The sequence below is a fragment of the Hanstruepera flava genome (assembly GCF_023634025.1).
Lineage (GTDB): Bacteria > Bacteroidota > Bacteroidia > Flavobacteriales > Flavobacteriaceae > Hanstruepera > Hanstruepera flava.
Window position 1 is genome coordinate 45,838 of sequence record NZ_JALJCW010000004.1, and the last position, 19,864, is coordinate 65,701.

The window sequence follows — 19,864 nt, forward strand, 5'->3', positions numbered from 1 at the left end:
TATGATAAAATTCTTCCGTAAAATTCGCCAACAGTTACTATCAGAAGGCAAAACAGGCAAGTATCTAAAATACGCCATCGGCGAAATTATACTTGTAGTTATAGGGATTTTAATTGCGCTACAAATTAATAATTGGAATGATGTACGAAAAGACCGTCAGCGAGAGCGTATCATTTTAAAGCAATTGCATAGCGGCTTTTTAGAAAACAAACGCCTTTTTGATTATGGAATAGACCTTTATAAAAATAAGCTTGAAGGATGCGATAAAGCCATAAGCTTTTTTAACCTCCCTGAAAATGAACAGGCCGATTCTTTATCAAAGAGAGAAAATCTTCAAAAAATATTTGAGAGCTATTCCTATAATCCATCAAGTGGGTTAATAGAATCATTATTAAACTCCTCCTCAATTGAAGTCATTCAAAGTGACTCATTAAAACAGCTCTTGGTCTCCTGGAAAGATGTGTTATCGGATTACCGAGAAGAAGAAGAGCAACTAAATAAAGATATAAGTGATCTAGGGACTTTTATTAATAAGAACCTAGATTTTTTAGCAATAAACAACCCAGAAAACGAATTAAATATTGCTACATTTAACTCCGTTGAATTTCAGAACTATGTAATAAAAATTAGATTTTCCACAAATCAACTTTTAAATGCCGTTGATGAAGAAGAAATTTATAATCATCTCGAAGAAATTATTAGATTGTCCGATGTAAAATAACAATGCTTTTTTCCTTAAAATTAAATAGTAAAAACCCAATAGCAATAACCAAATCACCTGTCTCGCTCAATCCCCACAGACATCGTCGGGTTCGTTAGTGTCTGGAAATGGGAATTTAAAAACCTTGTGCTAAAAAAAGACGAAAACTATTTAGTTCTCGTCTTCAGGTTTAATGAATTCCGATTGATATTTTTCCAAAAACCGCATTTGTCTTTCAAGCAGTTGCTGTCTCATTTTATCAATATCCATAAAATCTTTTCCAAAACGACTTCCAAAAAAATCGTCATTAAAAAAACGACTACTAAATAGCGAATCTTGAGAAAAAATAGTATCAAACCCGTCGTTTTCAAAATCTGAAAAGCCTGAAAAGAAGCGTGATTTATAAGATTGTATCAAACTGTCTCTAGCAATTGATGAAAAATTGTCAAAGTGGTCATAGGAAGACCAAGAATAAATACTGTCATAACGTATTAAATTGCCATTTTCATCATACTCCTTATCAACTTTCCAGCTTCCTTTGGGTTCTGTAGCAACAGCTTCTTCATCATTGTCCAACGTGTCTTTTTTGGCCTTATCCGCTTGGGCATTGCAACCAAAACTCAACAAGGCCATTGTAAATAATAAAATATACTTTTTCATCGCTCTAAATTTTTAATTAAGCTTTGTATATACCACCTGTTTCAATCAATTTAATTAATCTATTTTGGTGAAGTAGTACTGAATTTCTTTCTCCGTTCTTATACCAAATACATTCCAAATAATTATCACTATTTACCAAACCAGTAATTGAATCTTTCTTTGGAACGTACTTTAAAACTTCCATTTTAGGAGCAAAACTTTTTCCTTTAAGTTTTACCCAATCTCCAGATTTAAACTTTCTTGCCATGACTCAATTGAATTAAAAATTAAACAGTATAGTAGAGAAGAGGCTGAAAAACCAGCCTCATTCCCAACAGCTTTCAATAAAATTCAACAATACAGTTAAGAAATCTCTATGGTTTTTGGAGGTTTACGTCTAGCCTCCTCTTTTTTAGGCAATAGAATGCTTAAAATCCCATCGTTGTAATGAGCATCAATCTTTTCTTCATCTACACTTTCGGGCAAATTAAAGGTTCTTTTAAATGAAGAATAACCAAACTCCCTACGCGTATAGTTCGCTGTTTCATGCTCATTTTCTTCTTTTACTTCAGAAGAAATAGACAGCACTTGATTGTCCAAGTCAATATGAAAATCAGATTTTTTCAATCCTGGCACAGCCATGTGCACCATAAATGCATCTGCCGTCTCTTTAATGTTTACTTTGGGTAAAGTAATACCGTTGTTAAAATTTGAAGTAAAAACAAACGGTAGGTCTCTGTTAAAAATGTCATCTAACCAGTTAGACCAATTTGGGAAGTTTAAGTTTGAATTAGTGTTTGTTAAACTTCCGTTTTTAGGAACATTAATTAAATTGCTCATAATTTAAAAGTTTTAATTAAACATTATTTCAAATTGAAATCTTTAAGACTTCAGTTATCATATTACAAAAAAAATGCCATTCATAAACAAGCATATATTTCCTTTAAATTCAGCATATTGTTCAATGAAATTTTGTCATATTTATGAAAATTTGACATTTCTAAAATCCATTTTTTTCAAATGAATTTTTAGGGTCATATAAAAATTCCACAACCTTGTCATCCTGAACTTGATTCAGGATCTATAAATCCTATAGCTTATATACTTTCTTAACCTTATTTCCCAATTAATCACCAAACCAGACTGGTTTCCAATATTTTAACTATTTTTAGAGGAATAAGCACCATGATGTTTATTCAATTGTTGGCAGTACTTATAAACAACCATTAATACCACAAACAATGAAAAATGTATTATTTCTTTTACTAACAGTATTCCTCATTTCTTGCAACCAGAAAAACAATCAACCAGAGGCCAAACCTATAGATGAGAATAAAATAGACATTCAGGCAGAATTAGCCTCAATTGAGGAAACTCGTGCAGGATTTCAATTGGCAATAAAAGAAAAACGCTACGCCGATCTAAAACAATATGGCACCCAAGACATTATCTCACTAACACCCATTTGCGGAACTTGGGAAGAATACAAGCGTTTACGCAATGAACCTATTGGTTCCTTTAGTTACGACAGCTTGGTAATGAAACCCCAAGAAACCATAATAGTAAGTGACAGTGTCGCTTATGACTTTGGAACAAGCTCTGTATATTATACCAACGAACAAGGAGAGCCCGTAGAAATTGAAGATACATTCTTGGCTATACTTAAAAAGGACAAAAATGATGGGAAATGGAAATTGCATAGGGAAGTAGCCACAACAAATATGTTGAAATAAAAACTTGTTGCAAACTACCAACAAACCCCCATTCACCCACCAAAAACGCACTTAATCGTAAAAAAATAACACTTTATCGATAAAAAGTCTTGCATATATCAAAAACCTTTTCTATATTCGGTTCGTTTTAAGGCAGTTATAAGCCAAAAAACGCGTCAGTTCGAGTGTTCCGACCCAAGTGTCGGAATGTATCGAGAACCGAGTGTTCCACCTAATAGCAATGGAATACATCGAGAACCAATAATAAACCCGTTCCGTTTAATAGCACCGGAACAATTAAAATCCCGACCGATAGCGTCGGGAAAAAATTCTCTCCCTATAAAATCCCGACCGATAGCGTCGGGGAGAACAATAGTTAATAGTAATCCAGACATAATAATGTCCTGACCACTAGCGTCAGGGCCGTAAGCGTCTGGACTAAAAAACTAATACCTAAAAACTAAACTTTTTGTTTCCACTAACGTTAACTATAATTATATTTGCACCCTGTTAAACGCATGATGTAGTCGTTTACTTGTCACCTTGAGCGGTAGTCGAAAGGTCTCTAAAAATTCCCGTTATTTATCGGGAAATGATGTTTAATTAAAAAAGATTCCCGTTTTCACGGGAAATAGATATGAAAGCAGGTATTGTCGGGTTACCAAACGTGGGAAAGTCCACATTGTTCAATTGTTTAAGCAATGCCAAAGCGCAAAGTGCCAACTTTCCGTTTTGTACCATTGAGCCCAATATTGGTGTGGTAAACGTACCAGACCCCAGACTTCAAAAGCTGGAAGGACTGGTAAAACCAGAGCGTGTAATCCCTGCAACCGTAGAGATTGTTGATATTGCCGGTTTGGTAAAAGGTGCCAGTAAAGGCGAGGGGCTGGGCAACCAGTTCTTGGCAAACATCCGCGAAACCGATGCCATTCTACACGTGTTGCGCTGCTTTGATAACGACAATATTGTGCATGTAGATGGTAGCGTAAACCCCATACGCGACAAGGAAACCATTGATATGGAATTGCAGTTAAAGGATTTGGAAACTGTAGACAAGAAACTCGATAAAGTAAAACGTGCTGCCAAAACAGGCAATAAAGATGCCCAAAAGGAAGAAGCTGTGTTGTTACAGATAAAAGCTGGTTTAGAAGAAGGGAAGTCAGTAAGAGCATTGGAGTTTTCTGAAGATGATGATAGAGATTTTGTAAAACCAGCACAGTTCATTACTGATAAACCTGTTATGTACGTGTGTAACGTAGACGAAGGTTCGGCTGTATCTGGCAACAGCTATGTAGAAACCGTTCGCGAAGCCGTTAAGGACGAGCAAGCCGAAGTATTGGTGTTGGCCGTTGGTACCGAAGCCGATATTAATGAATTGGACGACTACGAAGAGCGCCAGATGTTTTTATCAGATATAGGACTAGATGAACCCGGATCAGCCAAACTAATTCGTTCAGCTTACAAATTGCTCAACCAACAAACCTATTTTACAGCAGGCGTAAAAGAAGTCCGTGCCTGGACCGTAGATATTGGAGCTACTGCACCACAGGCAGCAGGTGTAATCCACACCGATTTTGAAAAAGGCTTTATTCGTGCAGAAGTAATTGCCTATAATGATTATGTGCAATATGGTAGTGAGAGTAAAGTAAAAGAAGCTGGTAAAATGCGCGTAGAAGGAAAAAATTACATTGTAAAAGATGGCGATGTGATGCATTTTCTCTTTAACGTGTAGTAATCAAAAAAATACGACACAAAAAGCCAATGTTCTCAACAATATTGGCTTTTTTTTGTTAATTACTTTACGATTTTGCGGTTTCATTTTTTAAAGTGAAAATGTATATTAGCAAGGTCTCAAAAAATGCACCCACATAATGGCTAAAGAAACCAATTATACCGAAGATAATATACGCTCACTCGATTGGAAAGAACACATCCGCATGCGTCCCGGTATGTATATCGGGAAACTGGGTGATGGCTCTTCTGCAGACGATGGTATTTATATCTTGATTAAGGAGGTTTTAGACAACTCTATTGACGAGTACGTCATGGGAGCTGGTAAAACCATTGAAATATCTGTTCATGGCAACAAGGTAACCGTTCGCGATTACGGTCGTGGAATTCCATTGGGAAAAGTGGTTGATGTGGTGTCTAAAATGAACACGGGAGGAAAGTACGACAGTAAAGCGTTTAAGAAGTCTGTTGGCCTTAACGGTGTAGGTACCAAAGCGGTAAATGCCTTGTCAACCTATTTTAGAGTGGAATCAACGCGTGATAACAAATCGGCTTCAGCAGAGTTCGAACTCGGTAATTTAACCAATGAAGAACTTTTAGAGGAAACCACACGTAGAAAAGGTACTAAAGTATCTTTTGTGCCTGATGAAAGCATTTTTAAAAACTACAAGTTCCGTAGTGAGTATATCGTAAAAATGCTCAAAAACTATGTCTATCTCAATCCAGGATTGACTATAGTTTTTAATGGTGAAAAATACTACAGCGAAAATGGCCTTAAGGATTTATTAAGTGAAAATATTAAGGAAACCGATTTGCTGTATCCTATCATTCACTTAAAAGGTGATGATATTGAAGTAGCCCTAACACACAGTAAAACCCAATATTCCGAAGAGTATCATTCCTTTGTAAACGGTCAGAACACCACACAAGGGGGAACGCATTTAGCAGCCTTCCGTGAAGCCTTGGTAAAAACCCTTCGAGAATTTTACGGAAAGAATTACGATGCATCTGACGTTCGTAAATCGGTTGTAGCAGCTGTCTCCATTAAGGTAATGGAACCTGTATTTGAGAGTCAGACCAAAACAAAATTGGGTTCAACAGACATGGGTGGCGATTTGCCAACGGTGAGAACCTATATCAACGATTTTGTAAAAACACATCTCGATAATTACTTGCATAAAAATCCGGATGCTGCTGAAAAGATTCAGCGTAAAATCATGCAGGCCGAGCGTGAGCGTAAAGAATTATCAGGCATTAGAAAACTCGCAAAGGAACGTGCTAAAAAAGCCAGTTTGCACAATAAAAAATTACGGGACTGTCGGGTTCATTTTGGGGATACCAAAAACGAACGTAATCTAGAAACGACACTCTTTATTACAGAGGGTGATTCGGCTTCTGGAAGTATAACCAAGTCACGTGATGTGAATACGCAAGCCGTTTTTAGTTTAAAAGGAAAGCCTTTAAACTGTTACGGGTTGAGCAAGAAAATTGTGTATGAAAATGAAGAATTCAATTTATTACAGGCCGCATTAAATATTGAAGAATCTTTGGAAGACTTACGTTACAACAACGTAGTTATTGCTACCGACGCCGATGTAGATGGTATGCATATTCGTTTATTGCTAATTACGTTTTTTCTTCAATTTTTCCCAGAATTAATTAAAGAAGGGCATTTGTACATATTGCAAACACCTTTGTTTAGGGTTCGCAACAAAAAGAAAACTATTTACTGCTATTCCGAAGAAGAGCGCTTAAATGCCATAGAAGAATTAAAACCCAAGCCAGAGATTACCCGATTTAAAGGTTTAGGTGAAATTTCACCTGATGAATTCAAACATTTTATAGGTGAAGATATTCGCCTAGACCCTGTAATGCTCGACGACAATATGTCAATTGATGAATTGCTACAGTTTTACATGGGGAAAAACACACCGGACCGTCAAGAGTTTATAATTAACAACTTAAAAGTGGAGTTAGATTTAGTTGAGGATAATTAATGAGGACGAACAACGCTAAAGTTAAAAATGTAATTATATCGGTATATTTTATACTGATTGTCTTGGCCATACTTTTAGTTACGGTTTTTAGTGCATTTAAGGATTTAACCGATAATCCGCTAATGGCATTTTTAATAATATTGCTAATATTGGCGGCCTTATTTTTTATTATCCATTGGATAGCCAAGTATTTCGAATATGATAGCGATGGTTTAAAAGTTGTGATAACTAATAAAGGTTTATTGTTGTCAGATTATTTTAACTACCGCGAACATACCGTTGAATTTGAAAAAGATAGGTTGTCTGGATTTAAAATCTACAATTATTTAATCTACAAAGAATTAGTTTTATACATTAAGAACAAAAATCACGACCATGTTAAAAAAGAGCGCTTTAACGTGACTTTGGTTGCCAGAAAAAAGCGCAAATACATGAAACAGTCTCTGAGTAAAATGGTAAAACACAATAGAAAAGCCCGAAATTCATGAGTGAAGAGAACGACGATTTGATGAATGAACAAGAAGAATCTAACGAAACCATTACCAGGGTTACTGGTATGTACAAAGACTGGTTTTTAGATTATGCCTCTTATGTTATTCTAGAACGTGCTGTACCAGCTATAGAAGATGGCTTTAAACCGGTTCAACGACGTATTATGCATTCCATGAAAGACTTGGATGATGGTCGTTATAACAAAGTTGCCAATATTGTTGGTCATACCATGCAATATCATCCGCATGGCGATGCCAGTATTGCCGATGCCATGGTACAGATTGGTCAGAAAGATTTACTTATTGATACCCAAGGAAACTGGGGGAATATATTAACTGGTGATAGTGCGGCAGCGTCGCGTTATATTGAAGCGCGCTTATCAAAATTTGCGCTAGACGTTGTTTACAACCCTAAAATTACCGAGTGGTCTGCAAGTTATGATGGCAGACGAAAAGAACCAGTGAACTTACCAGTTAAGTTTCCATTATTATTGGCACAAGGTGGAGAAGGTATTGCAGTAGGTTTATCAACTAAAATTCTACCTCACAATTTTATAGAGTTAATAGAAGCTTCCATAAAACATTTACAAGGTAAGCGGTTTAAGTTGGTTCCCGATTTCCCTACAGCTGGAATTGCTGATTTTACGGATTATAAAGATGGACTTCGAGGTGGTAAGGTACGTATACGTGCTAAAATTTCACAGGTTGACAAAAACACGCTCGTTATTACAGAAATACCTTTTGGAACCAATACATCGTCTTTAATTGATTCTATATTAAAGGCCAATGATAAAGGCAAAATCAAGATAAAAAAGATTGAAGACAACACAGCGGCAGATGTCGAAATTCTAGTGCATTTACCTTCTGGAATATCACCTGATAAAACCATAGATGCACTTTATGCATTTACAAACTGCGAAACATCTATTTCGCCTTTAGGCTGTGTAATTGAAGATAACAAGCCTTTGTTTATTGGGGTTTCTGAAATGCTTCGTCGTTCAACAGATCATACAGTTCAATTGCTTAAAAATGAATTGGAGATAAAGTTGGGCGAGTTTGAAGAGCAATGGCACTTTGCGTCTTTAGAGCGTATTTTTATTGAAAATAGAATTTACCGTGATATAGAAGAAGAAGAAACTTGGGAAGGTGTTATTTCGGCTATCGACAAAGGTTTGCAGCCACATATTAAGCATTTAAAGCGAAAAGTTACAGAAGAAGATATTGTGCGCTTAACCGAAATTAGAATTAAACGTATTTCGAAATTTGATATTGACAAGGCACAGCAAAAAATTGAAGCCCTTGAAGAACAAATAGCCGAAGTAAAGCATCATTTGGCAAACTTAATTGATTATGCTATTTCTTATTTTGAGCGTCTTAAAAAAGATTATGGTGAAGGTAAGGAGCGCAAAACTGAAATTCGCACCTTTGCTGATGTAGATGCAACAAAGGTTGTCATAAGAAACACAAAGCTGTATGTTAATAGGGCAGAAGGTTTTATTGGCACATCATTGCGTAGAGACGAGTATGTGTGTGATTGCAGTGATATTGATGATATTATTGTCTTTACCAAAGAGGGTAATATGATGGTAACTAAAGTAGACTCTAAAACTTTTATTGGTAAGGACATTATTCATGTTGCCGTCTTTAAGAAAAAAGACAAGCGTACCATTTATAATATGATGTATCGCGATGGGAAAGGTGGTCCAACCTATGTCAAGCGTTTTGCGGTAACATCAGTAACAAGAGATCGAGAATACGATTTAACCAACGGTAATAAAAGTTCTGTAGTTTGGTATTTCTCTGCTAATCCAAATGGCGAAGCTGAAGTAGTTACCGTTAATTTGCGTCAAGTAGGAAGCATCAAAAAGTTAAAATGGGATCTTGATTTTGCGGATATTCTCATAAAAGGTCGCGCATCCAAGGGGAATCTTGTAACCAAATATGCGGTTAAGAAAATTGAGCTTAAAGAAAAAGGGGTTTCTACCTTAAAGCCACGTAAAATTTGGTTTGATGACACCGTTCAGCGTTTAAATGTTGATGGTCGCGGTGATTTGGTAGGTGAGTTTAGAGGTGAAGACCGTATTTTAATTATCCGTCAATCAGGCTTAATTAAAACTATTATTCCTGAAGTAACCACACATTTTGATGACGATATGATTGTCATGGAAAAATGGGTTCCTAAAAAACCTATTTCCGCAATATATTTTGATGGTGAAAAAGAACGCTATTACGTAAAGCGATTTTTAGTAGAAAACGAAGCTAAAGAGGAAAGCTTTATTTCCGAACATCCAAAATCGCAATTGGAAATCGTTTCGACAGATTGGCGTCCAATGGCCGAGATTGAGTTTACTAAAGAACGTGGTAAAGATCGCAAGGACAATGTGCAAGTGAATTTGGAAGAGTTTATAGCTATTAAGGGAATTGGAGCACTTGGAAATCAATTAACCAAAGAGAAAATCAATCAGGTAAGTTTATTGGAACCATTACCCTACGAAGCACCAGAAGAAATCCATGCTGAAGATATTGAAGTTGTAGATGAAACCGAAGTTTCCGAAGACGCAACTGTAGATAGCGAATCCACTACAACAAGTGAAAAGTCTAGTGAAGTGTCAAATAACGAAGATACTTCAGACAAACATGACGACCAAGGACAAATTACATTGTTTTAACTACATTAGATAAGCAGATGTAGTCATTACAATTAGAGTAAAAATCACTAGGATAATAAAAAGTGGCATGATAAATTTCAACCATTTGTCATAGCCTACTTTTGCAATAGCCAACGATGGTAAAATAAGTCCTGTAGGACTAATTAAATACAATAATCCCATTCCGTATTGATAAGCATTGACAACAAGCTCTCGACCAACTCCAACGGTATCGGCTAAAGGCGCCATAATTGGCATAGTTAAAACGGCCATGCCTGAAGAACTAGGAATAAAAAATGATAGTCCCGAATAAGTTAACGTCATGACGCTTGCAAATAAACCTTTGTTCATTCCTGAAGTAACATCGCTAGCGTAATATAACATGGTGTCACTAATTAAACCGTCAGACATAATAACGGTAACACCACGTGCAATACCTATGATTAATGCAACACCCAATAGATCACCAGCGCCTTTAACAAACACTTCAATAAAAACACCTTCCTTTATTTTGGTAATAATGCCTATTACTATAGCACCAACTAAAAATGTAGTGGTCATTTCTAAAAACCACCAATCTAGTCGTGATACACCAATAATCATAACAATGAAACAAGCTGTAAAAACAAAAAGAGCGATACGCAATCGCCAATTAAAAGAAGATACTTTAACATCACCTTGGTGAAAAAGAGCTTCAATTTGAGCTTTTTGATTATAAATAATAGATTTAGATGGGTCCTTTTTTACACGGTTAGCATAACGCATTATAAAGATTATTGTAATAAGTAATGTCATGCCCAACATAAATACACGACCTTGCCAACCGGTTGTCCAGTTAATACCCGCAGCATCGGATGCTATTATAGTACTGAACGGATTTATGGTAGAGCACATTGTGCCAATGGATGAACCCAAAAATATACAGGCGATGGCCACTAGCGCATCATATTTTGCAGCCAAAAACACAGGAATAAGTATGGGAAAAAAAGCGATGGTTTCTTCTGCAAAACCAAAAGTTGTTCCACCGGCAGCAACCAAAGTAGTAACCAAAACAATAAGGATATACTCATGTCCATGTAAAGTTTTTGCCAGCCAAGCTATACCGGCATCAAAAGCACCTGTATGATTCATAATACCAATTAAGCCACCAATGATTAAAACCAAGAAGATAATATCTGCCGCATCAATAATTCCTTTAATAGGCGACTTTAAAAAGGCAACTAGCCCTTGAGGTTGAGCATCTAGTTTTTTATAAGTATGTGGAATATTAATAGCCTTATAAATATCACCATTGGTAAATTTTTCCAAAGGAATTATAATATTCAAGGATTCTAATGTGGCTTGAGTTGCAGGAAGTGCTTCAGTGTTTTCTTCACTCGTTCTTATAAACGCATTAGAACCACTATCATAGGCAAGTGTATCATACTTTCCTGCAGGTACAAAAAAAGTTAAAAGGGCAACTAATCCAGCAATAATTAATAAGATGGTTTGGGCCGAAGGGAATTTAAGTTTTTTCAAGGTTATTGGTTTTAATAAACTAAAGATAATATTAATTTAGAAGTCTCTTAAAAAAGTTTAATAAAATGACCGTAAACATTCATGATAGCTGGAAGCCCTATTTAAAGACAGAGTTTGAAAGCCCTTATTTTAATGATTTAGTAAATTTTGTAAAAAACGAATATCGTAATTATACTTGTTATCCACCTGGAAAACAAATCTTCAATGCTTTTGAACATTGCCATTTTAACAATTTAAAAGTCGTCATAATAGGTCAAGACCCTTATCATGGACCCAAACAAGCAAACGGATTATGCTTTAGTGTTCACGATGGTATTCAACATCCACCTTCTTTAATCAATATTTTTAAGGAAATAGAGCAAGATTTAGGAGTTCCTTATCCCGAGAGTGGAAATTTAGAGCGATGGGCAGATCAAGGAGTTTTATTATTGAATGCAACTTTAACTGTAAGAGCTCATCAAGCCGGAAGTCATCAAAATAAAGGTTGGGAGCAATTTACCGATGCAGTAATAAAAGTAATAAATGACAATAAAGAAAATGTTGTTTTTTTACTTTGGGGTGGATTCGCTAAAAAGAAATCTAAATTGATAAACACTAATAGCCATTTCATTTTACAAAGCGGCCATCCCTCTCCATTAAGTGCTAATAGAGGGTATTGGTTTGGTAATAAACACTTTAGTAAAACTAACTCCCTGTTGGAGCAAGTTGGGTTGAAGTCTGTGGTTTGGTAGTGTTTTTGGTTACGGTAAATGTTGGGTTTTTCTCAATTATAGCTTTACGTTTTGTTGTTTTATTACAACTAAAAAATAGTAATAAAAAATTAATTGCTACAAGTATTGAAAGTGTTAGAGTAATTGTTAATAGCATAAGCAATCATGATTTGGTTATAGGACAAATATAAAGGTTTTGTGTTAAAAACATAGAAAAAATTAACATTTATCCATTATTTTATTGGAGATAACTCTATGATTGTAAGTGCTTTTTGAAAAAATATATTTAAAAATTGTTAAAGAAAGTAGCTTGAAATGATTTAGATTTTTACTACTAAATTCTCGTATTTTTCAATTTTGGGTATAATATTTAAGGCGTATAGTTGTTTTTGAACTTCAGTAATAGTGTCAGTAGATATATTACTTTGGGACCATTCGGTTAGAGATAACCATTCTTGAACATCTTCTAATTTTTGATTATAGCGTTTAGATATCATTTTATCAATATCTTCAAGGTTTTTGAATCCTACTGTAGCATCATTAATAATGCGTAAAATGGTTTTTAAATCATTGCTATAGCTTTCTAGAAAATTATCACTAGCAGCAATTACAAAACAAGGCCATGGAGTAGGACAAGTGCCTATTCGTTTAAAAATACCATCATCAACAATAGGTTTGGTTGTAAACTTTTCCCATAAAAAATAATCTGCAACACCATTTGTTAGCCCTATAACGGCACCTTCTAAATTTTCAATGACTTCAAACTTTAAATCTTTATCTAAATCCCAATTGTTGTTTTCTGCATTGATGTAGGCCATTAAATGTGAGCCAGAACCGTAACGACTTATAGCAGCTTTTTTTTCTTTTAATTGATTAATGGTTTTAAAATTTGAATCTGCTGCTACATGTATTCCCCAAATTAGAGGGGACTTAACAAAGGTCTGAACAATTTTACTTGGGTTACCAGCAATGATATCTTTGATAATGCCTTCGGTAAGAATTACTGCAATATCAATATCACCTTTACGAAGCGCTTTACACATAGCACCGGTTCCACCATGGTAATCATGCCATCGCAAATTAATGTCTTCTTTTTTATAGGAGCCTGCTTTTAACGTAAGATACCAAGCTAGGTTAAAATGCTCCGGAACACCACCAATTTTAACTGTCCTCATTTAACTTATAAATTTATTTAAGGTGTAGTTTATTAACGATTCAACCACTTGTTTGGGATCTTTACTAAATTCGCCAGTTGCTCTGTTGGCTATAATGGCGTTTAAGGATAATGCCTTATGACCTAAAAGTTTTGACAAGCCATATATAACAGATGTTTCCATTTCTAAATTTGATATTCTATGACCGTCAAAATTAAAAGAGTCAATTTTAGAATTTAAATTAGCATCTTGTAAAGGTAGTCGTAATACTCTGCCTTGAGGGCCATAAAATCCACCAGCTGTTGCTGTAATACCCTTAAATGTTTGATTACTGAAAAACTTGTTCTCTAAAACTTCACTGTTATTAATGATAATAGGTCTTGACTTATCAACACTCCATTGCGTATGATTAATAAAAGCATTCTCTATTTCTGGATTAGAAATCGATTTTACCTGATAAAAATGTAACATACCATTAATGTCAAGTCCATGTGAGCTTAATACAAACGAATCAACTGGTATATCCTTTTGTAAGGAACCCGAAGTACCCACACGTACAATGTTTAGCGATGTCAAATTAGGTTTTGGCTTTCTAGTTTGTAAATCGATATTTGCCAAAGCATCAAGTTCGTTTAAAACAATATCAATATTGTCTGGGCCAATTCCAGTTGAGATAACCGACAAAGGCTTCCCTTTGTAAATACCGGTTTGGGTTTTAAACTCCCGTTTTTGGGTAGTAAATGTTACCGTGTCAAAATGCTTTGTGATTTTTTCTACACGATCTTGATCACCAACAAAAATGATGTCATTCGCAATATTTTCGGGTTTTAAGTTTAAATGGTAAACACTACCGTCTGGATTTAATATAAGTTCAGATTCTTTAATTGGCATGGAATGGGGTTTTTAATAAGCTTGTTCTCGTCATCGCTAAAATAAAAATCTAATCGGTTTATTCCACCAAATGGAATGTTGTTATTGATTTCTAGTGCAAAATTGGTTTTGTTATGAAGCGCTTCGTGTCCTTTTCTGTTGAGGATTATATCATCTTCTGATTCATCAAAAAACAAGGCAAGGTTGTTAATTATGCGGTTAATTTGAGTATCACCAAAACCATAATAACCTTGATAATTTAAAGCGTATCCAAGTAAATGGTGTCTTGATTTTATATCGTTATCCTTTACGATTCGCAAAATGTTTTCCTCTAAATCTGAAAGGCCATTTTTTAGGTTGGGAAACCGTTTTAAATGGGCTTTTAAACAACTACTTAAATAAATAAAGGATGATTTTTTTACTATGTAAGGCTTAAGTAAATTGTGGTCTTTGCCGCAATATATTCGCCAAACATCTTGAGCTAATTCAATATCATTTTCAGTAAGCAAAATTTTGTTTTCATAATGCTCAATCAATACATGTGGTGGTAATTCGCTTAGGCCTTTTAAACTGCTTTCACCCTCAATTCTACCACTGCAAACTAGGTAAATGGGCAAATCAATATGTTTCTCTTTTAAAAGGCTTATAACGGCAATGAGGTTTATGTGGCAGAATAAATCATATTCAAACCAAAGTACAATTTCGTCAAATTGTTCGGTATGGTTTAATATATCTAGCTCTTGATGAAAGGCATATTCATCAATTTCAATATCATAGTAGGTACTTAAAAATGCTTTTCGTTGATTCAAGAATTCTTGGCTACCAACTTTAGAAAAGGTATTGCCTTCGCACAGCATTTCATGCCAAGTAAGGATTTCACCTTTTATATCCAATTCTTTTAGATACTCGGTTAAGCTACCGCCATTTGTTATATGTAAGGTTTTGTTAGCCATTAACCACCAACACGCTTAACGTTAAAGCCTTTTTCTTTTAAGATGGTCATTATTTTGTCGCGATAATCACCTTGAATTATAATTTTGTCATCCTTAAAACTACCACCAACACTTAAGGCGGTTTTTAATTCTTTAGCTAATAATTTAAAATCTTCGGTAGCACCAGTATAACCTTCTAAAATAGTAATGGGTTTGCCTTTACGTTTTTCATATTTACATAGTATAGGATCCTCTTGAAGCCAGATTCCAGAATCGTTTTCTTGGGTATCTGGTGTCTCTTCTTGAACATGATCTGGAAAAAGATTTTTAAGCTGATCTTGTAAATCCATATCTATTTTTTAATTAAGCCTAATTCAATTAAGCGCTCATTTAAAAACTCACCAGCCGTAATATCATCAAATTGTTTTGGGTTATTTTCATCAATACAACTGTCTAAAACATCTAATTTCATATCGCTAATTGGGTGCATAAAAAATGGAATGGAATAACGCGAAGTTCCCCAAAGTTCTCGAGGTGGATTAACAACACGGTGAATGGTAGACTTTAATTTGTTGTTAGTATGACGCGAAAGCATGTCACCAACATTTATCATTAATTCATCAGGTTCTGCAATAGCATCCAACCATTCTCCTTTATGATTTTGAACTTGTAAGCCACGACCTTGAGCTCCCATTAATAAGGTAATTAAGTTAATATCGCCATGGGCAGCAGCACGAACAGCGTTTTTTGGCTCTTCAATAATAGGTGGATAGTGTATTGGTCTTAATATACTGTTGCCATTATGTATGTATTCATCAAAATATGTCTCTTCTAAATTTAAATGAAGCGCTAAAGCTCGTAACACATACTTGGCTGTTTTTTCAAGCATTCTGTACGCTTCTTTTCCAATTTTGTTGAAATTAGGTAATTCTTCAACTTCAACATTTTTAGGGTATTCGGCTTCTAGTTTAGGGTTGTTTTCAACATACTGTCCAAAATGCCAAAACTCTTTTAAATCCCCTTCTTTTTTCCCTTTAGCACTTTCTTTCCCAAATGAAATATAGCCGCGTTGTCCACCAATACCTTCAATTTCATATTTCTGTTTGGTCTCTAATGGTAAAGCGAAAAAATTTTTCACTTCTTCGTAAAGATTGTCTACTAATTTATCATCTAAAAAATGGCCTTTTAATGCCACGAACCCAATTTCTTCATAAGCTTTTCCTATTTCATCTACAAACTTCTGTTTGCGCTGAGGGTCGCCTGAAGTAAAATCGTTTAGGTTAACACTAGGTATATTATTCATTTCTATAAGTTTCTTGTGAATCCTTACAAATGTACAAAAACATTATAAAGTTTTGTGCAGATATTCTTTGTGGATTTTCGTTTTTGTAATTATCAATTTATACTATATTTGACAAACAATTTTTAAAGTTCCCAAGTGACTTCAACAAGCGAATTACAGTACGATATTTCAGGATTAGAAAATAAAGAGCTTATTACATTATATACAAATATGCTCAAACCGAGATTGATAGAAGAGAAGATGCTAATTCTATTACGTCAAGGTAAAATTTCAAAGTGGTTTTCGGGTATTGGTCAAGAAGCCATATCTGTAGGTGTAACTATGGCTATGCAAAAAGATGAATATATTTTGCCAATGCACCGTAATTTGGGTGTGTTTACTACCCGTGAGATTCCGTTGTATCGTCTATTTAGTCAATGGCAAGGGAAAGCCAATGGGTTTACCAAAGGACGAGACAGATCGTTTCATTTTGGCACTCAAGATTATAAGATTGTGGGTATGATTTCGCATTTAGGACCGCAATTAGGTGTAGCAGATGGTATTGCTTTAGCCAGTAAATTAAAAAGCCTAAATCAGGTAACAGCAGTTTTTACAGGTGAAGGTGGAACTAGCGAAGGCGATTTTCATGAGGCGTTAAACGTAGCTTCTGTATGGCAATTACCTGTAATGTTTTGTGTTGAAAATAACGGTTACGGATTGTCAACTCCAACTAGAGAACAGTATAACTGCGAACATATTGCTGATCGTGGATTGGGCTATGGTATGGAATCGCATATTATTGATGGTAATAATGCAATAGACGTTTATACAAAAGTTAGTCAAATAGCAGACAGCGTTCGTGAAAATCCACGTCCTGTGCTGTTGGAGTTTAAAACCTTTAGAATGCGTGGTCATGAAGAAGCCAGTGGGACAAAATATGTGCCACAGGATTTAATGGACGCTTGGGCAAAAAAAGATCCCATTGAAAATTTTCAAGCTTTTTTAAGAGATACTAATGTATTATCAGAGCGTGAAGAGGTGGCAATTAAAGAAGCTATTGTTCATGAAATTAATGAACATTTACAAATGGCTTTTGATGAAGAAACTATTCTACCCATTGAAAGTGTTGAATTAAATGATGTATATAAACCATTTGACTATCAAGATTTTGAAATAAACTCAAAAGTAGAAGAAGTACGATTGATAGATGCCATTTCACAAAGCTTAAGGCAATCTATGGAGCAACATGAGGATTTGGTTATCATGGGTCAAGATATAGCCGAATATGGTGGTGTTTTTAAAATTACTGATGGATTTGTTGAGCAATTTGGTAATGAACGTGTACGCAATACACCTATATGTGAGTCGGCCATAGTAGAAGCAGGAATGGGATTATCTATTGCAGGTATGAAAGCTGTAGTTGAAATGCAATTTGCAGATTTTGTTTCGTCAGGTTTTAATCCAATAGTTAATTATTTGGCTAAATCACACTACAGATGGAATCAACATGCCGATGTGGTAGTTAGAATGCCTTGTGGTGCTGGAGTAGCTGCTGGACCTTTTCATTCACAGACCAATGAAGCATGGTTTACCAAAACACCAGGATTAAAAGTTATATACCCAGCATTTCCTTATGACGCTAAAGGGTTATTGGCAACGGCTATTAACGATCCAAACCCAATATTGTTCTTTGAGCATAAAGCACTCTACAGAAGTATTCGCCAAGAGGTTCCTGTTGATTATTATACTTTACCATTTGGTAAAGCTTCTGTGTTACGAGAAGGAGAATCTGTTACAATTATTTCTTATGGTGCTGCTGTACATTGGGCATTAGAAACACTCGAGAAGAATCCTGATATTCAAGCCGATTTGATTGATTTACGAAGCCTTCAGCCATTAGACACCGAAACTATTTATAATTCTGTTAGAAAAACAGGACGTGTTATTATACTACAAGAAGATTCTTTATTTGGTGGTATTGCATCTGATATTTCGGCACAAATAATGGAAAATTGTTTTGAAGATTTAGATGCACCTGTAAAGCGTGTGGCCAGTATGGAAACACCTATACCATTTATTAATCAATTGGAAGAGCAATATCTAGCAAAAGGTAGGTTTGAAAATGCTTTAAGAGAGCTCCTGGCTTATTGATTTATTTTTTTTGCTACAGCCTGAACTTCATCTAAAACACGTAATAAGTTGCCACTCCAAAGCATGGCAATCTCATCTTCAGTATAACCGCGTTTAACCAATTCCAGTGTTACGTTAAAGGTTTCCGATGCGTCATTCCAACCATTAATGCCACCACCACCATCAAAGTCGCTACTAATGCCTACGTGTTCAATACCTATTTTTTTAACCATATAATCTATATGATCGACCAAATCAGATACGTCAGGAGCAGGAGGAAACCCTTCTATCTTTTCAGATTTTTGGTTGGCCAAATCTATAATCTTCCTATAATACTCAAAAAAGGCATCCTGTTCATCGTTACTCAATGCCATTACTTCATCTCGAGTTGTGTACCACATAACGCCTAACGAGTCTGCAACTTCAAGAGCAAGTCTTTGTAATTGAGCATCTCTTGCTTTTACTTTTTGGGTATGTACATAACTATCTAATGCAACGGTTTGAACAACGCCTCCTTTTTCTTTCAACCATTGCAATTGCTCATCATCTAAATTTCGACTTTCATCACTAACTGCTCTTGCCGCCGAGTGTGAGGCAATTATAGGTGCTTTACTAATTTCTATCATTTGTAACATAGCTTCTTTAGAAGGATGCGAAACGTCTATCATCATACCAACACGGTTCATTTCTTTAACAACCTCAATGCCGAGTTCACTCAAACCATTGTGTAACCATTTGTCTCTAGCTTCACCTGTATGGCTGTCGCATAACTGACTATGGCCATTGTGGGCTAGCGACATATAACGACCACCTAGATTGTAAAATTCTTCAACACGACTAATGTCTAAACCAATGGGGTAACCATTTTCTATACCAATCATGGCTACTTTTTTGCCAGATGCATGAATGCGACGAACATCATCAGAAGTTAATGCCAATTCTATATCATTTGGTGCAATTTCTTCCACAAGCTTGTGAATAGCATCAAATTTTGAAATAGCATTATCATAGGCTTTAGCATAACCTTTTGTAGTTAATGAATCTTGACCAGTGTAAACAATAAACCAAGCGACATCTAAACCTCCGGATTTCATTTTTGGTAAAGTAACTTGAGATGATAATTCTTGAGTGTAATTTATAGAATCTGTAAAGTTTTTTACATTAATATCAATATGTGTATCTAAAGTAATAACCTTGTCGTGAATAGCTTTAGCGCGTTTAACCAACGTTAAAGAATCTTCTTGTTTTGAGTTGGAATCAACACTTTTTACATCATTTTTACACGATAGGGAAAACAGCATTAATAGGCATAAAGCGTTACACAAATTTTTCATAATTGGTTTCGTTATT

At 35.3% G+C, this 19,864-nt stretch carries 18 protein-coding genes; 8 read left to right on the forward strand and 10 right to left on the reverse strand.

Translation table 11 applies throughout. The annotated features are described in order from the left end of the window. Position 1 precedes the first annotated feature (1 nt). Entirely contained in the window at positions 2 to 721 is a 720-nt protein-coding gene (locus tag MTX13_RS12330; RefSeq protein ID WP_250435890.1) for a DUF6090 family protein, read from the forward strand. A gap of 150 nt (positions 722 to 871) precedes the next feature. Here MTX13_RS12330 and MTX13_RS12335 read toward each other — a convergent pair whose 3' ends face one another. From MTX13_RS12335 to MTX13_RS12345, 3 genes are all read right to left on the reverse strand, one after another. Next, positions 872 to 1,360, reverse strand: coding sequence for a hypothetical protein (locus MTX13_RS12335; protein ID WP_250435893.1), 489 nt, complete (start codon positions 1,358 to 1,360; stop codon positions 872 to 874). A 16-nt stretch (positions 1,361 to 1,376) separates the two neighbouring features. Beyond that, positions 1,377 to 1,607 carry a hypothetical protein gene (locus tag MTX13_RS12340; protein ID WP_250435894.1) on the reverse strand — a complete coding sequence of 77 codons (231 nt, stop codon included), beginning with the start codon at positions 1,605 to 1,607 and terminating at the stop codon, positions 1,377 to 1,379. 95 nt (positions 1,608 to 1,702) lie between these two features. Continuing rightward, entirely contained in the window at positions 1,703 to 2,179 is a 477-nt protein-coding gene (locus MTX13_RS12345) for an Hsp20/alpha crystallin family protein (protein ID WP_250435896.1), read from the reverse strand. A 401-nt stretch (positions 2,180 to 2,580) separates the two neighbouring features. Here MTX13_RS12345 and MTX13_RS12350 point away from each other — a divergent pair, with 401 nt between their 5' ends. The 5 genes from MTX13_RS12350 to MTX13_RS12370 all read left to right on the forward strand — a co-directional run bounded on the left by MTX13_RS12350 (position 2,581) and on the right by MTX13_RS12370 (position 9,939). Then, positions 2,581 to 3,072: a Cif family virulence factor gene (locus MTX13_RS12350; protein WP_250435898.1), complete on the forward strand. Its 492-nt coding sequence runs from the start codon at positions 2,581 to 2,583 to the stop codon at positions 3,070 to 3,072. Between the two features lie 616 nt (positions 3,073 to 3,688). Continuing rightward, positions 3,689 to 4,783: a redox-regulated ATPase YchF gene (ychF, locus tag MTX13_RS12355; RefSeq protein WP_250435908.1), complete on the forward strand. Its 1,095-nt coding sequence runs from the start codon at positions 3,689 to 3,691 to the stop codon at positions 4,781 to 4,783. 139 nt (positions 4,784 to 4,922) lie between these two features. Next, positions 4,923 to 6,779, forward strand: coding sequence for a DNA topoisomerase IV subunit B (locus MTX13_RS12360; RefSeq protein ID WP_250435910.1), 1,857 nt, complete (start codon positions 4,923 to 4,925; stop codon positions 6,777 to 6,779). Continuing rightward, positions 6,779 to 7,267 carry a hypothetical protein gene (locus MTX13_RS12365; RefSeq protein ID WP_250435912.1) on the forward strand — a complete coding sequence of 163 codons (489 nt, stop codon included), beginning with the start codon at positions 6,779 to 6,781 and terminating at the stop codon, positions 7,265 to 7,267. The genes MTX13_RS12360 and MTX13_RS12365 overlap by 1 nt, the downstream gene beginning before the upstream one ends. Next, positions 7,264 to 9,939 carry a DNA gyrase/topoisomerase IV subunit A gene (locus tag MTX13_RS12370; protein WP_250435914.1) on the forward strand — a complete coding sequence of 892 codons (2,676 nt, stop codon included), beginning with the start codon at positions 7,264 to 7,266 and terminating at the stop codon, positions 9,937 to 9,939. Before MTX13_RS12365 ends, MTX13_RS12370 begins: the two co-directional genes overlap by 4 nt. Here the strand turns inward: MTX13_RS12370 and MTX13_RS12375 are convergent, their stop codons facing one another. Then, positions 9,940 to 11,436 carry a YfcC family protein gene (locus MTX13_RS12375; protein ID WP_250435916.1) on the reverse strand — a complete coding sequence of 499 codons (1,497 nt, stop codon included), beginning with the start codon at positions 11,434 to 11,436 and terminating at the stop codon, positions 9,940 to 9,942. A 65-nt stretch (positions 11,437 to 11,501) separates the two neighbouring features. On the opposite strand from MTX13_RS12375, the gene MTX13_RS12380 reads away from it, so the two are divergent. Next, positions 11,502 to 12,167 carry a uracil-DNA glycosylase gene (locus MTX13_RS12380; RefSeq protein ID WP_250435918.1) on the forward strand — a complete coding sequence of 222 codons (666 nt, stop codon included), beginning with the start codon at positions 11,502 to 11,504 and terminating at the stop codon, positions 12,165 to 12,167. A gap of 299 nt (positions 12,168 to 12,466) precedes the next feature. Here the strand turns inward: MTX13_RS12380 and MTX13_RS12385 are convergent, their stop codons facing one another. The 5 genes from MTX13_RS12385 to MTX13_RS12405 are packed head-to-tail and all read right to left on the reverse strand — an operon-like array spanning position 12,467 to position 16,405. Continuing rightward, positions 12,467 to 13,321: a substrate-binding domain-containing protein gene (locus MTX13_RS12385; RefSeq protein ID WP_250435927.1), complete on the reverse strand. Its 855-nt coding sequence runs from the start codon at positions 13,319 to 13,321 to the stop codon at positions 12,467 to 12,469. Continuing rightward, entirely contained in the window at positions 13,322 to 14,191 is an 870-nt protein-coding gene (locus tag MTX13_RS12390; protein ID WP_250435929.1) for a nucleoside phosphorylase, read from the reverse strand. Beyond that, on the reverse strand, positions 14,161 to 15,123 hold the full coding sequence (locus tag MTX13_RS12395; protein ID WP_250435931.1) for a DUF1835 domain-containing protein: 963 nt from the start codon (positions 15,121 to 15,123) through the stop codon (positions 14,161 to 14,163). Before MTX13_RS12395 ends, MTX13_RS12390 begins: the two co-directional genes overlap by 31 nt. Further along, on the reverse strand, positions 15,123 to 15,452 hold the full coding sequence (locus MTX13_RS12400; RefSeq protein ID WP_250435933.1) for a translation initiation factor: 330 nt from the start codon (positions 15,450 to 15,452) through the stop codon (positions 15,123 to 15,125). Before MTX13_RS12400 ends, MTX13_RS12395 begins: the two co-directional genes overlap by 1 nt. A 2-nt stretch (positions 15,453 to 15,454) precedes the next feature. After that, the gene (locus MTX13_RS12405; protein WP_250435935.1) at positions 15,455 to 16,405 is read right to left on the reverse strand and encodes an isopenicillin N synthase family dioxygenase; all 951 of its coding nucleotides are present in this window, start codon (positions 16,403 to 16,405) and stop codon (positions 15,455 to 15,457) included. 210 nt (positions 16,406 to 16,615) lie between these two features. On the opposite strand from MTX13_RS12405, the gene MTX13_RS12410 reads away from it, so the two are divergent. Further along, on the forward strand, positions 16,616 to 18,535 hold the full coding sequence (locus MTX13_RS12410; RefSeq protein ID WP_250436591.1) for an alpha-ketoacid dehydrogenase subunit alpha/beta: 1,920 nt from the start codon (positions 16,616 to 16,618) through the stop codon (positions 18,533 to 18,535). Here the strand turns inward: MTX13_RS12410 and MTX13_RS12415 are convergent. Then, positions 18,529 to 19,848, reverse strand: a complete 1,320-nt coding sequence (locus MTX13_RS12415) for a dipeptidase (RefSeq protein WP_250435937.1) — start codon at positions 19,846 to 19,848, stop codon at positions 18,529 to 18,531. The genes MTX13_RS12410 and MTX13_RS12415 overlap by 7 nt on opposite strands. Positions 19,849 to 19,864: the final 16 nt, after the last annotated feature.

Excerpts from the sequence above, each read along its gene's own strand:
- MTX13_RS12350 (WP_250435898.1), top strand. The coding sequence starts at position 2,581 with ATGAAAAATGTATTATTTCTTTTACTAACAGTATTCCTCATTTCTTGC.
- ychF (WP_250435908.1), top strand. The coding sequence starts at position 3,689 with ATGAAAGCAGGTATTGTCGGGTTACCAAACGTGGGAAAGTCCACATTG.
- MTX13_RS12365 (WP_250435912.1), top strand. The coding sequence starts at position 6,779 with ATGAGGACGAACAACGCTAAAGTTAAAAATGTAATTATATCGGTATAT.
- MTX13_RS12395 (WP_250435931.1), bottom strand. The coding sequence starts at position 15,123 with ATGGCTAACAAAACCTTACATATAACAAATGGCGGTAGCTTAACCGAG.
- MTX13_RS12360 (WP_250435910.1), top strand. The coding sequence starts at position 4,923 with ATGGCTAAAGAAACCAATTATACCGAAGATAATATACGCTCACTCGAT.
- MTX13_RS12405 (WP_250435935.1), bottom strand. The coding sequence starts at position 16,405 with ATGAATAATATACCTAGTGTTAACCTAAACGATTTTACTTCAGGCGAC.
- MTX13_RS12415 (WP_250435937.1), bottom strand. The coding sequence starts at position 19,848 with ATGAAAAATTTGTGTAACGCTTTATGCCTATTAATGCTGTTTTCCCTA.
- MTX13_RS12410 (WP_250436591.1), top strand. The coding sequence starts at position 16,616 with ATGCTCAAACCGAGATTGATAGAAGAGAAGATGCTAATTCTATTACGT.
- MTX13_RS12400 (WP_250435933.1), bottom strand. The coding sequence starts at position 15,452 with ATGGATTTACAAGATCAGCTTAAAAATCTTTTTCCAGATCATGTTCAA.
- MTX13_RS12380 (WP_250435918.1), top strand. The coding sequence starts at position 11,502 with ATGACCGTAAACATTCATGATAGCTGGAAGCCCTATTTAAAGACAGAG.
- MTX13_RS12340 (WP_250435894.1), bottom strand. The coding sequence starts at position 1,607 with ATGGCAAGAAAGTTTAAATCTGGAGATTGGGTAAAACTTAAAGGAAAA.
- MTX13_RS12330 (WP_250435890.1), top strand. The coding sequence starts at position 2 with ATGATAAAATTCTTCCGTAAAATTCGCCAACAGTTACTATCAGAAGGC.
- MTX13_RS12345 (WP_250435896.1), bottom strand. The coding sequence starts at position 2,179 with ATGAGCAATTTAATTAATGTTCCTAAAAACGGAAGTTTAACAAACACT.
- MTX13_RS12335 (WP_250435893.1), bottom strand. The coding sequence starts at position 1,360 with ATGAAAAAGTATATTTTATTATTTACAATGGCCTTGTTGAGTTTTGGT.
- MTX13_RS12385 (WP_250435927.1), bottom strand. The coding sequence starts at position 13,321 with ATGAGGACAGTTAAAATTGGTGGTGTTCCGGAGCATTTTAACCTAGCT.
- MTX13_RS12370 (WP_250435914.1), top strand. The coding sequence starts at position 7,264 with ATGAGTGAAGAGAACGACGATTTGATGAATGAACAAGAAGAATCTAAC.
- MTX13_RS12390 (WP_250435929.1), bottom strand. The coding sequence starts at position 14,191 with ATGCCAATTAAAGAATCTGAACTTATATTAAATCCAGACGGTAGTGTT.